At 57.3% G+C, this 15,277-nt stretch carries 13 protein-coding genes; 6 read left to right on the top strand and 7 right to left on the bottom strand.

The window, feature by feature from the left end; translation table 11 throughout:
• Positions 1 to 517 precede the first annotated feature (517 nt).
• The 3 genes from H6G62_RS15385 to rimO all read right to left on the bottom strand — a co-directional run bounded on the left by H6G62_RS15385 (position 518) and on the right by rimO (position 3,710).
• Complete coding sequence (locus H6G62_RS15385; RefSeq protein ID WP_190496674.1) at positions 518 to 715, bottom strand: hypothetical protein; 198 nt, start codon at positions 713 to 715, stop codon at positions 518 to 520.
• 141 nt (positions 716 to 856) lie between these two features.
• Positions 857 to 2,287, bottom strand: a complete 1,431-nt coding sequence (locus tag H6G62_RS15390) for a DEAD/DEAH box helicase (RefSeq protein ID WP_190496676.1) — start codon at positions 2,285 to 2,287, stop codon at positions 857 to 859.
• A 100-nt stretch (positions 2,288 to 2,387) separates the two neighbouring features.
• Positions 2,388 to 3,710 carry a 30S ribosomal protein S12 methylthiotransferase RimO gene (gene rimO, locus H6G62_RS15395; RefSeq protein WP_190496678.1) on the bottom strand — a complete coding sequence of 441 codons (1,323 nt, stop codon included), beginning with the start codon at positions 3,708 to 3,710 and terminating at the stop codon, positions 2,388 to 2,390.
• A gap of 291 nt (positions 3,711 to 4,001) precedes the next feature.
• Here rimO and H6G62_RS15400 point away from each other — a divergent pair, with 291 nt between their 5' ends.
• On the top strand, positions 4,002 to 5,156 hold the full coding sequence (locus H6G62_RS15400) for a geranylgeranyl reductase family protein (protein ID WP_190496680.1): 1,155 nt from the start codon (positions 4,002 to 4,004) through the stop codon (positions 5,154 to 5,156).
• A 33-nt stretch (positions 5,157 to 5,189) separates the two neighbouring features.
• Here H6G62_RS15400 and H6G62_RS15405 read toward each other — a convergent pair whose 3' ends face one another.
• A complete protein-coding gene (locus H6G62_RS15405; protein WP_190496682.1) occupies positions 5,190 to 7,052 on the bottom strand; it encodes a protein phosphatase 2C domain-containing protein in 1,863 nt (620 codons plus the stop codon).
• A gap of 223 nt (positions 7,053 to 7,275) precedes the next feature.
• Here H6G62_RS15405 and H6G62_RS15410 point away from each other — a divergent pair, with 223 nt between their 5' ends.
• A complete protein-coding gene (locus H6G62_RS15410; RefSeq protein ID WP_190496684.1) occupies positions 7,276 to 7,710 on the top strand; it encodes an NfeD family protein in 435 nt (144 codons plus the stop codon).
• Between the two features lie 115 nt (positions 7,711 to 7,825).
• The gene (locus tag H6G62_RS15415) at positions 7,826 to 8,797 is read left to right on the top strand and encodes an SPFH domain-containing protein (RefSeq protein ID WP_190496686.1); all 972 of its coding nucleotides are present in this window, start codon (positions 7,826 to 7,828) and stop codon (positions 8,795 to 8,797) included.
• Positions 8,798 to 8,843: 46 nt separating this feature from the next.
• On the opposite strand, the gene H6G62_RS15420 is transcribed toward H6G62_RS15415, so the two are convergent.
• Positions 8,844 to 9,125 (bottom strand): TMEM165/GDT1 family protein, encoded by a 282-nt coding sequence (locus tag H6G62_RS15420; RefSeq protein WP_190496727.1) that lies wholly within the window; start codon positions 9,123 to 9,125, stop codon positions 8,844 to 8,846.
• Between the two features lie 125 nt (positions 9,126 to 9,250).
• Complete coding sequence (locus tag H6G62_RS15425) at positions 9,251 to 9,676, bottom strand: TMEM165/GDT1 family protein (RefSeq protein WP_190496688.1); 426 nt, start codon at positions 9,674 to 9,676, stop codon at positions 9,251 to 9,253.
• Between the two features lie 322 nt (positions 9,677 to 9,998).
• Here H6G62_RS15425 and H6G62_RS15430 point away from each other — a divergent pair, with 322 nt between their 5' ends.
• A complete protein-coding gene (locus tag H6G62_RS15430) occupies positions 9,999 to 10,409 on the top strand; it encodes a hypothetical protein (RefSeq protein WP_190496691.1) in 411 nt (136 codons plus the stop codon).
• A 180-nt stretch (positions 10,410 to 10,589) separates the two neighbouring features.
• Here the strand turns inward: H6G62_RS15430 and H6G62_RS15435 are convergent, their stop codons facing one another.
• Positions 10,590 to 13,364, bottom strand: a complete 2,775-nt coding sequence (locus H6G62_RS15435) for a bifunctional acetate--CoA ligase family protein/GNAT family N-acetyltransferase (protein ID WP_190496693.1) — start codon at positions 13,362 to 13,364, stop codon at positions 10,590 to 10,592.
• Positions 13,365 to 13,634: 270 nt separating this feature from the next.
• Here H6G62_RS15435 and H6G62_RS15440 point away from each other — a divergent pair, with 270 nt between their 5' ends.
• Together H6G62_RS15440 and H6G62_RS15445 are read left to right on the top strand one after the other, a co-directional pair.
• Positions 13,635 to 14,186 carry a J domain-containing protein gene (locus tag H6G62_RS15440; RefSeq protein ID WP_190496694.1) on the top strand — a complete coding sequence of 184 codons (552 nt, stop codon included), beginning with the start codon at positions 13,635 to 13,637 and terminating at the stop codon, positions 14,184 to 14,186.
• 21 nt (positions 14,187 to 14,207) lie between these two features.
• Positions 14,208 to 15,260 carry a hypothetical protein gene (locus H6G62_RS15445; RefSeq protein ID WP_190496697.1) on the top strand — a complete coding sequence of 351 codons (1,053 nt, stop codon included), beginning with the start codon at positions 14,208 to 14,210 and terminating at the stop codon, positions 15,258 to 15,260.
• Positions 15,261 to 15,277 lie beyond the last annotated feature (17 nt).

A 15,277-nucleotide genomic window follows, 5' to 3' on the forward strand; every position in this document is an offset into this window, starting at 1 on the left:
AACGCGACCGCAGTTGATTGGGCAGGCGAAAGCGCCCGATGCCTGCGATCTCAGCCAGTTTGAGATGGACTGAAACCAGCAACCGATCACTTGTCTAGGCGATTGGCGGCACACGGGCGGGCATCGAGGGTACCCTTTCCCAGGGCATCCAAGCTTTTGGGATCAGACGGATGCGCCACATCGGGCTGACAAAAACACACCTACAACCCCTATTGACCGCCACTGCGATGAACCTTGTGTGGGTGGTGAATGGGTTAAACGATGAGCCTCATGCCAAGCCTCGGCCCTCTCGGTTTGCAGCGCTTAATCCGGCTGTCTAAGAACGCTTTCGACTTCGCCAACAGAATCAGCATCTAAGCGTAGAACGCAGGTTACCACTGCTTTCTCAAATCCCCAAAACCAACGCGCTTCAACCTATTCAGTAGCTTGAAGACAACTTTTTCCAGTCAACCAGGGGTTGTAGTCGCTTAAGCGGTCTCGCTCTTACCAAGAACAACTATATCCTCATCATCGCCGATCACTCGACACTGGCGACGCGGAAACCCATTTGGCATTCAAACTGGGCGGGTTGGCTGTGATCCAGACCCGTGACTAAGCGACCGCAGCCAAGACTGCCGTGTCGCCAACGAGGTTCGCCGTTGTGATCCGCCAGGAGACAGGTTTGGCAGACCGTGTGGGGTGAGATGATTTGGTTATCCGTCATCATGACCAGCATGGCTCAAGACCTCCCAGAGTAGGCAGCGGCGCGATCCCGTGTGCCTTAATTCTAGGATGCCCCAGGGTTTGGGTTGTGTTCTTTCATACGTAATCTAATGAAACAACGCTGACCTTGAACCCAGGGGATCACCGTCGGGGCTTAGTTGCCGGGAGATTCTACGGGCTGGTTTTGGGCACCGCGCTGACTCCGTTTTTTGGGGGCTAGGCTGGGCTTGCTCGATCCCGATGGCTTGGCGCTGGCGGCGTCTGTCTGGACATGGTGATCACTGCGCTGCCATGCGGGAACCGTGTGGTCGTAGGCCATTTGCAGGGCGGCGGCGGCGATGGTGTGGATGTCGTACTCCTCGCTGAGTTGGGACACAATGGGCAGGAAGGAGGCCAGCCGCTCACTGGTGATGGCTTCCCGCACCTGGCTGCGTAGGCGCTCCAGATTGCGGGCGGCAATCTCGGCACGAGTGGGAATCTGCATCACGGTCATGGACTGCTTGGTATGCCGTTCAATTTGGCGCAGCTTGTACTTTTCGAGGGGGGTCACGAGGGAAATAGCTACCCCGGTTTTGCCCGCTCGTCCGGTGCGGCCAATGCGGTGGACATAGCTTTCCACGGCATCGGGCAGGTCAAAGTTAATCACGTGGGTGAGGTCATCCACATGGATGCCCCGTGCGGCGATGTCGGTGGCGACCACCCAGCGCACCTGTTGTTGGCGGAACCGCAGCAGCAGTCGCTCCCGCTGGGACTGGCTGAGGTCTCCGTGGTATTCATCGACGCTGTAGCCTGCGGCCTGCAACTGGCGGGTAAGGTCGCTGGCGGTGCGACGGGTGCGCACAAAGATGATGGCGGATTCAGGATCCTGGATTTCCAAAATCGGTTGCAAGGCCCGTACCTTTGTCCAGCCGCGAGGCACCACGTAGGAAATCTGCTGAATGTGCCGAGGGGAGGCTTTGGCGGCTTGGATCGTCACCGTGACCGGGGATTGCAGGAACTTGGTGGTCAATTCCCGAATTTCGGGGGCCATGGTGGCGGAGAAGAAGGCAGTTTGGCGATTGGCGGGGGCTTTGCTGAGGATTTTTTCCACATCCTGAATGAAGCCCATGTTCAGCATTTCGTCGGCTTCATCCAGCACCAGCCAGCCCAGGTTTTTGAGGGAGAGGGTGCCCCGATTCAGCAGGTCAAGAACGCGGCCTGGGGTGCCCACCACAATCTGCGCCCCGCGACGCAGTTGCTCCTGCTGACGGTCGATGGACTGCCCACCGTAGAGGGCCAGGATTTTGGGACGGCCTTGGATGCGATAGCTGCGCATGGCTTGGCAGACCTGGAGGGCCAGTTCCCGCGTGGGGGTCAGCACCAGGGCTTGCACCGCAGGATTATTGGGATCGACCTGCTCCATCAGCGGCAGGGAGAAGGCTGCGGTTTTGCCCGTCCCGGTCTGCGCCTGACCAATCAAATCCCGACCCGATAGCAGGTGGGGAATGGCCTCCGCTTGGATGGCGGTGGGCTCGTGGTAGCCCAGGGATTCTAGATGGCTGACACGGGCAGCCGACAAACCTAGGCTGGCAAAGGAGAAGGTCATAGCGGATCCTCGAAGAGATGACACAATCGGGGGAAACGGGCGGAAACTTGGGCCGAAGGCGGCGGGCAATCCTGGGGATCAACCGTAGGGCGTGGGGACGCTAGGGCGATTCGGTCACTTGGCCGAACAGGTCGTAGGTGTCGGCGGCGGTGATGGTAACGGGGACAAGGGCGTTCAGCGGGGCCGACCCGGTGACGTAGACGACGCCATCCACCTCCGGGGCAAAGCGGCTAGAACGACCGATGGTGATGCCCGTAGCGGGGTTTTCCTGCTCGATCAGCACCTCCACGGTTTTGCCGATTTCCGCCTGGTTGTTGGCCCAGGCGATGGGCTGTTGAGCCAGCATCAGGGTTTCGCGCCGCTGTTCCCGCACCGCTTCGGGAAGTTGGTTCGGCAAACTGTAGGCGGGGGTGCCTTCTTCAGCGGAGAAGGAGAACACGCCCACATGATCAAACTGATGGCGCTCCACAAAGGCCAGCAAATGCTCGAAATGTTCCTCGGTTTCCCCAGGGAAGCCGACGATGAAGGTGGTTCTCAGCACCGCTTCCGGCAAGGCGTCCTTGATGCGGTGAATCACGTCGTCGTTCACCTGCCCTTGCCAGGGGCGATTCATGGCCCGCAGCACCTCTGGGTGGGAATGCTGGAGGGGCAAATCCAGGTAGGGCAAGACGTTGGGGGTGTCGCGGATGGCGTCGATGACCTTTGGGGTCAGGCCCGTGGGGTAGGCGTAGTGCATCCGAATCCAGGGCACATCGACTTCACCCAAGGCCCGCAGCAGTTCCGCTAGGGCGGGTTTGCCGTAGAGATCCAGTCCGTAGTTGGTGGTGATTTGGGAAATCAGCACCAACTCCTGCACCCCTTCCTCGGCCAGTTGCTTGGCTTCGGCCACGATGGACTCGATGGAGCGGGAGCGCTGGTTGCCGCGCAGGTGGGGAATGATGCAGAAGGCACAGCGGTAATCACAGCCCTCCGCCACCCGCAGGTAGGCCACGCTGGAGGCGGTGGTGCGGTAGCGGGGCACGGTTTCGTCGGCGATGTAGGTGGGTTCTGGTGTCACCAGTTTCACCCGTTCCCCGGCTTCGGCCCGCTCGATGACTTCCACAATGCGGTTGTAGTCCCCGGTACCGACCAGGGCCACGGCCTCCGGCAATTCGTCCAGCAATTCGTCCTGAAAATGCTGGGCCAGACAGCCCGTAATCACAATTTTCTTGTTCGCTTCCGCCAGTTCCACTAGCGTCCGCACGGACTCTTTGCGGGCTTCTTCAATGAAGCTACAGGTGTTGACGACTACGTAATCGGCCAATTCTTCATTGGCATCCACGCCGTAGCCCGCCTGCACCAGCAAGCCCAGCATATGTTCGGTATCAACGCGATTTTTCTCGCATCCTAAATGGTTAAAGGCAACCGTTGGCTTCAGCCCCATGCATCGATTCCTAGCAACAACAGGTACAAACGTTATCCTTCAGCATCAGGAAGAATGAACAGTACCTCCCATTGCTGCGGGCCTAGGGCGCATATTGAGAATGGGCGATGACCGCCTGGACACGATGGCCCTTCTTCGAGTCCGTCAAAGCATGACCGTGATGCTTGACAGCGAACAATCCCTAGGTTATTCACACAACTTAACATATTTCTTGATCGATGCATGAAGGCATCCAGTTTTCCCCTAGGCTGGGAGGACATAACGTGGGTATGAAGAGGGGCGAGAAGCGCGATGTACGACTGTATTGTGGTGGGGGCAGGGCCAGCGGGATCGGCAACGGCCTATCACTTGGCCAAACAGGGGCGTTCGGTGCTGATGTTAGAAGCTGCCTCCCTGCCGCGCTACAAGCCTTGCAGTGGGGCCGTTTCCCCCAGCGTGGCCGCCTATTTTGACTTCGACTTTGCCCCCGCCATCGACAGCCAGCGGCGACAGGTGCGCTACACCTACCAGCTCGACGACCCTGTGGATGCCGCCCTGGAAACCGCCGAGCCGATCTGGATGGTGCGGCGGGAGGTGTTTGACCAGTTCCTCGTCGAGCAAGCCCAAAAACAAGGGGCCGAGGTCAAGGACGGAACGCCCGTGACGGGGATCGCCCTCACCGGGGATCAGTGGCAGGTGTCTACCCCCAACGGTATGTTTAACGCCGCCTACCTGGTGGCCGCCGATGGTGCCCAGGGGCCGATGGCGGGGTGGCTGGGCTTTCCCGCCTTGCCCCTGCGGACGGCCATGATTTGGGACGTGACCACGGCGGATCCAGTGCCGGACAGTTTTCCCATGAGCTTTGAGTTTGGCCTGGTGAAGCAGGGCTGTCTGTGGAATTTCCCGAAACGTCAGGGCTATGCCATCGGGGCGGCGTCTTTTGTGGGCAAATCAGCGGTCGGCAAGGCCACCGATAAGATTCTGGCGGACTACCAAACCGCCCTAACCCACTACTGTCAAACCATCGGCGTCGATCCCGCCCAGGCCCAGGCCCATCACCATGCTCTAAAACTATGGGACGGTCAACATCCCCTCCACACCGAGCGGGCGGTGCTAGTGGGCGAGGCGGCGGCGATTGTCGATCCCCTCAGCTCCGAGGGCATTCGTCCCGGCATGATCAGCGGTGTCAAGGCGGCGGCGGCGATCCATCGGGCGCTCTCCGGCGACACCGATGCCCTGGCCCACTACACCACCGACATGCAAACCTCTTGGGGGGAGGATATGCAGTGGGCGAAGCGGATTTCGGGTCTGTTCTTCCGGGTGCCGGGGATCGGCTACCGAGTCGGCATCAAACGCCCCACCGCTACCCAGCGCTTGGGCCAAATTTTGGCCGGAGAAGTGCAGTACGCCGACATTGCCAATCGGGTGATGAAGCGCCTGGGCAGCGGGTTGATTCCGGGACGATAACGGACGGTCAGGGGCCAGGGTGGGGCTAGGCGATTAGTTGGTGGTGCCGGGATCAGCCTCGGCATCGCTGTTTGGATCGGGGCTGTCCTCGGATTCTTGTTCTGGATTGCTTTCGCTGGGGGGCACAACGGGGAGTTCGCTGGGATCTTCGGGCGTTGTTGGCTCTGGGATGGGACGGGTGAACCACCAACTGGCCACGGCGGTCAGCAAAATGGCCCCAGAGATCAGCAACACCCACAGGGGCACAGGCTTGGGCCTGGGCGATAGGGGCGCACGGGTCTCTTCCTCTTGGGTTTCGCCATAGAGGGTGGCTTCGGTGGGGGAAATGCGAGGGGTAGCGGCGGGGGAGGTATCGGTGGGGGCTTCGGCGGGGGCGGCAATGCGGTGCTGAATTAGGACAACGGCTGTGTTGTCGTGGCCATTTTTTTGGTGGGCCAGTTCCAGCCAGGAGGCCACCGCCGATTCCAGGGTGACAATGTCTTTGACGATCAGGCCAATGTAGTTGGCCCAGGCGTCTTCAATCCGGTAGTGGTCGCTGAGACCATCGGAACAGAGCAGCAAAATCCCCGTTTCGTCTAGCAAAAAACGCCGAATGTGGGGTTGAAAATAGTCGCCGCTGCGGGTACCGAGGGCTTGGGTTAGGGCTCCGGCATCACTGCGCTCTAGGGCCAGGGAGAGGGTTTGGCGTCCGGCGATCACCTCCCGTCCGGCGATGTCATCATCCACCGTCAGCAGGTGGCAATAGTCGGGGGTGATCCAGTAGGCACGACTATCGCCGATGTGAGCCAGGTAAACCTCCGTGACCCGTTGCGCCCCGGCCTCGGTGGTCACCCGTTGGGCCACCAGCACCGCCATCACCAGGGTGGTGCCCATGCGCTGTCGTCCCACCCGATTTTGGTTGTCGTTTTGAAAGCAGATTAGGTCGTTGACGATTCGCAGTACCGCTTCGATCTGCTGGATAACCAGATCGGGCGGCAAAATCTGGGTTTCCTTCTCCACCTCCGCCAAGAGGGTTTGCAGTTGTAGCCGAAGGGACTGAATCGCTAGCTGGCTGGCAATGTCGCCGCCCTCGTGGCCACCCACTCCATCGCAGACGATCCCCACCTGTAATCCCCCGTCGCTTTGGGCATCCAGGGTGAGGCCATCGGGCCAACAGGCATCTTCGTTGCGGGGCTGGGTGGGGCCAATGGCGGTAGCTCCGGCCAGGGCAAAGCGTCCCGGCCTCAGGGCACTTTGCTCTAGCAGCAGTTGGTTCAGCCGTTGCTCCAGGGTGTCATCCGCAACCTGTTCCGCCTCCATCTCTGAGATCAATGCCGCTAGGGGCTCGGACACGGAAGGGTGCAGTGGCGGCAGCCAGGATTGCCACAGGGCCGCGAGATCCGTTAAACCAAGGGCCACCTCATCGCCATAGAGTTCCAGTAACCGAATCCGCCAGCCCTCTACCCGAATGTTCTGGGGCTGGATCAGACTACGGCGCAGACCGTAAGCCTCTAGCCGCTGCCACAGTTCCCAGGTTTGCCAAATCCATTGCATTTGGCGCAGGGGATTGGCCTCAGCCAGGGCCGTTTCAAGATCCGGGAACAGAATCCCCGCCTGGGGGTGAATCGGCGCATTTTCCAACAACAGAATTGGAGCCGACAAGCCGGGTTGAAGTGCCCCATAGAGCCCTGGTACGTGCAACCGCAGGGGATGGGTGTGGAGATAGGGGAGAGCCTGATCCGGCAGCGTATCGGGGGTGTCGGGCCGTTGGTCAGGTTGGGTATCGAGCCAAAGACGCGGAGCCACCACTCGATAGCGCTGCCCCACCAATTCATCTAGGGGCAGATGATCCACACCATCGCCCACCACCCACAGGTAGGGCTGGTAGCGGGAGGAAAAGCGCTCAGCACGGTTCATAGGCTCAGGCAGGTCGGGGGCAAGGGAAGATCAGCGGCACCAGGCATGAAAGTTGCTTGGCGGGGGACGCCAGAGAGAGACAGGCGTAGCCTAATTTAGGGACATGATCTGCCAAAATCGTTACTCTCCGTTAAAAGAATGTAATTAGCGCCCCCAAGCCTTGGCCTCTAAGGATAGATTAAACCTAGATATCTCGAACATTGTGGTAGGCAACCCGGTCACCATGAACTATGCCTTGTTCTGGCTCATTTTAGGAACGGTGCTCTGCCTAATGGAGCTCTTCATTCCCACCGCCTTTGTGGAATCTACCCTAGGGGTCAGCGCCATCATCGTGTCGCTTATAGCCCTAGTCGTGCCCCAATTCAATGTTCAAGCGGCACTGTGGATGGTGCTATCCCTCGTTTTCATCTTTTTCCTCAAGCGATTTGTGCCCCAGCGGACGCCCCCGATTCTGCTGGACGCCACGGAGGCCCGCACCCTTACCGCCATTGCCCCTGGGGAAACTGGGCGGGTGCTCTACGAGGGTAACTCCTGGCAGGCTCGCTGCGATGATGAGGCGGTGGCCATTGGGGCCAATCAAGTCGTGGTGGTGGTTCGGCGTAAGGGCAACACCCTTTACGTCATGCCCGAAAGGGCCATTCAAACCTGGGAACCCTAGGCGGACTATCCCTCTATCCAACACCTAAAACCCACAATCTGTAAATCGGCGACTTATCTATCTACCCGCAATCTATCTATCTCTTCCTGTCAACACCGTAAGGAGATCGTAAGCCATGGGCGGCTTTGTCAGTTTTATCTTCATCCTGATGATGCTAGGCGGATCCATCGCCGCTAGCGGGGTGCGCATTGTGAACCAGAGTGATGAGGCTCTGGTGGAAAGCCTTGGCAAATACACCGGGAAAAAGCTCGCCCCAGGGCTCAACTTTGTGTTTCCCTTCGTGGAGCGGGTGGTGTTTAAGCAAACCATTCGAGAACGGGTGCTGGACATTCCCCCTCAGCAGTGCATCACCCGCGATAACGTCTCCATTAGCGTGGATGCGGTGGTGTATTGGCGGATTGTGGATATGGAAAAGGCCTACTACAAGGTAGAAAACCTGCAATCGGCCATGGTGAACCTGGTTTTAACCCAGGTGCGGGCCGAGATGGGGAAATTAGAACTGGATGAAACCTTTACCGCCCGCTCGGAAATTAACGAAATTTTGCTGCGCGAACTCGATATCTCCACCGACCCCTGGGGTGTCAAAGTGACCCGCGTGGAACTGCGTGACATTGTGCCCTCCAAAGCCGTTCAGGATTCCATGGAGCTACAAATGGCTGCCGAGCGCAAAAAACGAGCCGCCATCCTGACCTCCGAAGGGGAACGGGAATCCGCCGTGAACTCCGCACGGGGAAGGGCCGAGTCGGCGGTGCTGGATGCCGAAGCCCGCAAGAAAGCGGCCATTCTCGATGCTGAGGCCCAGCAAAAGTCCATCGTCCTCCGTGCCCAAGCCCTACAGCAGGAGCAGGTACTCCACGCCCAAGCCACCGCTCAAGCGATGCAAATCATTGCCAAAACCCTGGCGACGGATCCCGATGCGCGGGAGTCCCTGCAATACCTCCTCGCCCAGCAATACCTAGACATGGGCCTGAAAATCGGCAGCAGCGACAGCAGCAAGGTGATGTTTATGGATCCTAAGAGCATCCCTGCCACCCTAGAGGGAATGCGGGCCATCGTCGGCGACGGATCCACCCCACCCATGGGCTAACCGGAAAGATTCACACCCCACCGTAGGGGCGAGATGGCCTCGCGCCTTAATCGCCCCCCTCCCCAGGCCACAGTAGGCGCACCGCCAGCAGTCCAAACCCCACCGCCGCAACGGCCTTCACCAAGCGTTCTGGCAAAACTTGAGCGGTGCCTTCCCCAACCAACACCCCTAAAAAACTGGCCAGCAGCAGCGCCGCCGCCGTCCCGAAAAAGACCGCCTTCGGAGATTTAGAACTTCCCCCTAGGGCAATGGCGGCGAGCTGGCTTTTGTCTCCCAACTCGGAAATAAACACGGCGGCAAAACTGAGGGCAAGCAGATTCCAGTCCATGGGGTTGGGGTGGTAGGGGGAATGGGCAGACAACTCGGACAGGATAGGGCCATTCGCTCACCGTTGGCCGAGGTTGGCTGGGGATGGGGAGACTCTTCGCTGGATAACGCTTTAACCGGATAACGCTACAGGTGGGTAATATCCCACAACAGCCAGACCGTGATGCCCAGCAACACGGCCCCAGAGGCGGTATCGAGGGCTTGGGGCGACACCCGACGGGCCAGCCATTGCCCCAACAAAACACCGATCAAGCTGGTGGCTATCAACGCCGACCCTGCCCCCAAAAAGACAATCCAGGGTGTTTCAGACTGAGCACTCATCAACAGGGTGGTGACCTGGGTTTTATCCCCCAATTCCGCCAGAAAAATCGTGATGAAGGTGGACACAAAAACCCGCTGAAATGCCGCTCTAGTCGGTGGAACACTGGACTGTTCCGCCGAATGGGGGGTGGTTGTCGAGGGTGGAGAAGAGGACACAGCGTTTTTGGGCCATAGGGAACAGAACCCAGCTATCGACCGCCAGGGAAGCGCCTGGGGGCGTTGGGCTTTCATTATTTTTTCATTATCTGTAACGAATGACCCGACGGCAACCCAAACATCCTAGAACTAGGGCTTACCCTCCAACCTCTCCGAGGTCAGCATCGAAGGCGAGGCCAACCCCAGGGCGAAGCCATCCCCCCAGGCTCTCAGAAAGGGCAAACCTCAGAAAATCCAATCTTTTCAGCCAATCTTCTCCGCGTTGGGGCCAACAAAAGTTAACATAGGTATTAACAAAACTTTAGTCAGGTCAGATAGGGCTGAGTCGTCCTCCCCAGGCGCGTTTTCCCTAGGCTTGACCCTCACCTCACCCTAACGACGCAGGAGCTACTGAGTTATGACTGGATTTATTCGCGGTTTGTTTGGCGGCAAGGCCAAGAACCCCGGTGAGGCGGATCGTCCCGCCAAGGCCAACCCCCAACCCAGCATCGAATCCTCTGGCAGTGCCTATTTCCTCGAACCCGATGATGCTAAGAGCTTCGGCAACATCGAATACATGCGTTCCTCCAAAACCGTGCGCCGCACCTTTGCCAAAAAGCGGGGTGAAACCGAAGAAAAGGAAAGCATCCGCAAAATCTCTGCCACGGAAGCTGTGAAATTGGACGAAAGCGGCCTGCCCAAAGCAAAGTCCATCCCCACCGAGTCCACCACGTCGTCCACGAGTTCCAGCAGCTTCACCAGCCGCAATCTCAAAACCGACACCAACCTCGATATGTTCCGCAAAATGGCCAAGGACATCAAAAAGTAATCCCTGGCCAACCTAACCTCAAAACGCTGTAACAGGATGTAGCTCTCCAGCTATGTCCTGTTTTTTCTAGATGTGTTGAGCTATGGCGAGCTTCCCCCTCCGGGAAGGCGATGCCCCTATCAAACGACCACACTTCGGCCAGGGCGTCCGGCTAGCGCTGTTCTAGTTCTGCTGCACCATCTATGCCCCCAGCCTCTGAGGAGTCGTCAAATCAATTTCCGCCTCCACAAAGTCCGGCTTGCGGCGGAGGGTGAAGCCGAGTTTTTCGCAGACCCGCTGCATGGGGCGATTTTCCCGCATAATTTCGGCGGTGACGCCCTGCAAGCCTTCGTCCTGGGCGATTTTGAGCAGTTGGCGCAGTAGATCAGTGCCGATGCCCTGGCGTTGGTAGGCATCGCTGACCAGCATGGCAAATTCGGCCTGGTTGGTGCCGTGGCTTTTGCTGAGCCGACCCACCGCCAAGACTTTGTGGTCGCCGCTTCCGGGATCTTTGTAATCCACCACCAGGGCCATTTCCCGGTCGTAGTCGATGAAGCAAATGCGGGTGAGGCGTTCGTGGGCGATGCGGTGGTTGAGGGTCATCAAGTGGAAGTAGCGGAAGTAGATGCTTTCCTCGGAGAGGGTGTGGTGGAATTGCACCAGCAGCGGCTCGTCCTCCGGGCGGATGGGGCGCAGGGTGACGCGGGAACCATCCCGCAGGCTGGAGGTGGTGACGTACTGGCTGGGGTAGGGGCGAATGGCTGGCCCCGGCGGGGTTTCCCCCGGTTCGGTTAGCACTGCACGGGCATCGAGGGCCACCAGGGGATAGCGGGCATCGCCCTCAAAGACCAGCAGCGGGTTAATGTCGAGTTCCTTAATTTGCGGCTGTTCGATGGCCAACTGGCTCACCCGTACCAGGATCATCTCTAGCTCGGCCAGGTTAGCGGCTTGGCGACCGCGCACCCCCTGGAGGGCTTCATAGATGCGGGTTTGCTCCATCAGCCGACGGGCTAGGGTGGTGTTCAAGGGCGGCAGGGCCACGGCGCTATCTCGGTAGACCTCCACCAGTTGCCCCCCGGTGCCGAAGAGAATCACCGGGCCAAATTGGTCATCGACGCTGCTGCCTAGAATCAGCTCATAGCCCTTACTGAGGTTGAGCATCGGCTGTACCGTCACCCCCTTAAAGGCGGCATCTCCAAAGCGGTGGCGGATAGTGGAGGCCATTTCGGTGTAGGCGGTGGCCACTTCCTCGGCGGTTTGCAGGTTCAGGCGAACGCCCCCCACGTCGGTTTTGTGGGTGAGGGTTCTCGATAGGAGTTTGACCACCACGGGATAGCGCACGGCTTCGGCGGCGGCGACGGCTTCCTCGGCGGAAAAGGCGGGGCGGGTATCCACCACGGGAATACCGTAGACCTGGAGGATTTGCTTGGCCTCCAGTTCCGTTAGCAGGGTACGGTTTTCGGCGCGGGCGGTTTGGATGATGGTCTCCACCTGGGCCAGATCGCGCCCCTCGCCAAACTCGGATTCTGGCAGCAGGGCCGGGGTTTCGTAGATGCCGCGCAGGTTGTAGCTGTACTGCCACATGGCGTTGAACTGGCGGGCGGCGGTGTCGGGGTAGCGGTAGGTGGCAATGCTGGCCCGGTTGAGGATAGCTTCTCCCTCGGTGACTTCCGATCCGCCCATCCAACTGGCAATCAGGGGCTTGGTGGCGGTTTTGGCCAGGTTAATCAGCCGTTCCGCCGTTTGGGTGGGGGCGGTCATGGCCTGGGGGGTCAGCACCACCAGCAGCCCGTCGCTGTTGGGGTCGTCGATGGCGGCTTGGATCGCCTGGGTATAGCGGTCGGGATCGGCGTCGCCCAGAATGTCCACCGGATTACCGTGGCTCCAGTGGCCAGGGAGGACGGTATTCAGAGCCTCTAGGGTTTCATCGGATAAACTCGCTAACTGTCCCCCGGTGCCAATTAGGGCATCGGTGGCCAACACCCCCGGCCCCCCGGCGTTGGTGATGATCGTCAACCTTGGCCCTTGGGGTCTTTGGGGCTGTTTAGCGAGGACTTCCGCCAGGTCAAACAGGTCGGAAATTTGCTCCACCCGCAGCACGCCGCAACGCCGGAAGGCCGCATCCAGCACCGCATCGCTGCCCGTTAACGTCCCCGTGTGGGAGGCCGCTGCCTGGGCCGCCTGGGTCGTTCGTCCCGCTTTGATCACAATGATGGGCTTGGTCAGGGCCACCTCCCGCGCCGCCGACAAAAACGACCGGGCATTGCCGATGGACTCCATATAAATGACGATGCTGCGGGTGTTGGGGTCGTCGCCGAGGTAGTTGATCAAATCGCCCCAGTCCACATCCAGCATGGAGCCGATGGAGACAAAGGCGCTAAAGCCTACGTTTTCCTGCAAGCTCCAGTCGAGCACGGCGGTACAAAGCGCCCCCGATTGGCTAATAAACCCCACATGGCCGCGACGGGCAAAGGTGCTGGCAAAGGTGGCGTTCAGTCCCGTGAGGGGGTTCATCAACCCCAGGCAGTTGGGGCCAATCAGCCGCATTTTTTGCCCTTGCAGTTGGGCCTGAATTTTTTCCTCCAGGGCCAGTCCGGCGGGGCCAATTTCCCGAAAGCCAGAGGCTAGGACGACCACACCCTTCACCCCGGCCTCGGCACAGTCCCGCACCAAATCTGGCACCGTGGGGGCTGGGGTGGCAATAATCGCCAGGTCAATTTTGTCGGGAATCTCCTGAATACTGGGGTAGGCGCGAATGCCCAACACACTGCGCCGCCTAGGGTTGACCGGATACACAATGCCGCCAAAGGGACTGCTAATCAGGTTCCACAGCAGGGTGCGGCCCACGCTGCCCTCCCGATCCGTCGCCCCAATCACCGCCACGGTTTCCGGGTTGAAAATCGCCCCCAAGGGCTGACGATCCACCCGCAAAATGTCGTAGGCCCGATCCGCCGCCGTCTGGATTGTATCGACCATAACCAGTCATCCTTCTATAGATCAACCCCCCTCTCTGTTGTAGATCGAGAGGCCGATTTATTCTGCGGTTGCGCCTATTTTCTTAACGCCTATCGAAGCATTAGGCGCTAGTGGCTACATATAGAAAATCGTAGATCGTAAAGCTTTGCAACAAAAATTGGGTCTACCTGACTCAGATAGCGAGACTCGGCGTGCAGGTGGGTACCTTGTGCATAGTGAGTATCTCCGTTCATGCCCAGAGGTGCTCATAGCTCCTGCCATAGGTATTTTATGAGCCAGAAAAAGTCAAAGCCTCGCCGTAAACCTGCCAATATCAATCAGGTGCGAGAACGAATTCGCAAACTAGCCAAGCAGCATAACTATGACGAGCAAGTTTTGCTAGAGTTCGCTGAATTTGTCCATGGAGGTAAGTTTAAGGAACTTGAACCCACCATCAACGACTTAAAAGCAGAAGTTCTCCAAGCCTTTAGCTGTTCGAACCTCACTGAACTCAAGAAAAACAAGACATTTCAGCTAGCCATATCTGGTCGCAAATTCAACTTTAGTCAGAAAGAACCTTGGCTTATTATCTACCGTGAATGGGTAAGAGTGCCTGAAAATGAACGCAACGAAATCGGGCCGACAGTAATTAACGGCATTGATGTGCTCAAGAACTTTCGCCCTTGGCCAGTGTTTCAACTTAATCCGAAAACAGCTACTGTCGATGACATTAATGCTGCTTTTCGTCAGCTCGCCAAAACACATCATCCTGATGTTGGTGGTAACCGAGAGGTTTTTGAAGTACTTCAAAAGATGCGCGACTCTTTACTACTCCTACGCTAAAAATTTCGGACATCAATTACTATGACAGCAGCAAAGCAGAAATATATTCTTCTGTCTGACCAGGAGACAGCAAAGATTCTAAAAATCAGAATCAATAAGCTGTATGAAATTTGCAGTTTCTTTGACGATAATCAAGATGATGAATGGGATCTTATTGAGGGAGAGCATTTTGAATGGGTTAGAAAAGACGTTGGGAAGCGGAAATTCTACGAGGCGGGTGCTGTTGCAATTGCCAAATATATGTATACGATTGCAGATCAGGGATTCTTAGCGGGCTTAGTCAATGAAGTTATCGAAGCCTTCACTCACCGACGCAAAAGAATACGCCGCCATTTATTGAGAAGGAAGGTTGCCATTGAATTTGCAAGCTTAAATAATGCAAACATAACGAAGGAACTTGTCTTTCTTGCACGACCAAAGATCATCCGAATTCTAGAAACTAATGGAAAGGGTTTAAATGCTTCAATCAGAAGAATACAAGACAACGACAGATTGGAAGGTAAGCAGCAATTAAAGCCTGATGAAGATTATAAAGTCATAGACGATCTCCAGCATTGGAGTCAGCGTGGAATTGCCAAACTGGCAGAAGATATGACCATAAACCATAAGAAGCAACGCAGGTTATCTAGGCAAGCATGGACAGAAACCGCCTTTGAAGAGATTGAGGATGCTATCGAGAAACAGAGAGAATACTTAGAGTCCGCTGAAATCCGAATCAGAAAAGCAATTGATAAAGCCAAAAGGCTTGCTGACAATAGGTGCCAAGTCTCTCTGAAGAAGCGTACGCCTTCTCATCCTTTCGATCTTCATGCCCATCACCTTTTTGACAAGGCATCTCGTCCCGACTTAGCAGATGTACTGGAAAATCTCTTGGTGATGCATTCTGAGATACATCAAGGATTTCATCAGTGGCATGGTGGTGAAAGCTGTGAACCAAGAGACTTTATTGAATATCTTCTTCATGCAGAGGGATCTATATTTGAGTCAAAGAAAAATGCTAAAAACCTTGATTTTATCATTCATAAGCTAGAAAGAGTTCAGTCATTTTTTGAGGATTGTTATCATATGCCTTGAGCCCAGAAGGTCAATTC

This window comes from Phormidium sp. FACHB-1136, from assembly GCF_014697375.1.
GTDB lineage: Bacteria > Cyanobacteriota > Cyanobacteriia > Phormidesmidales > Phormidesmidaceae > Nodosilinea.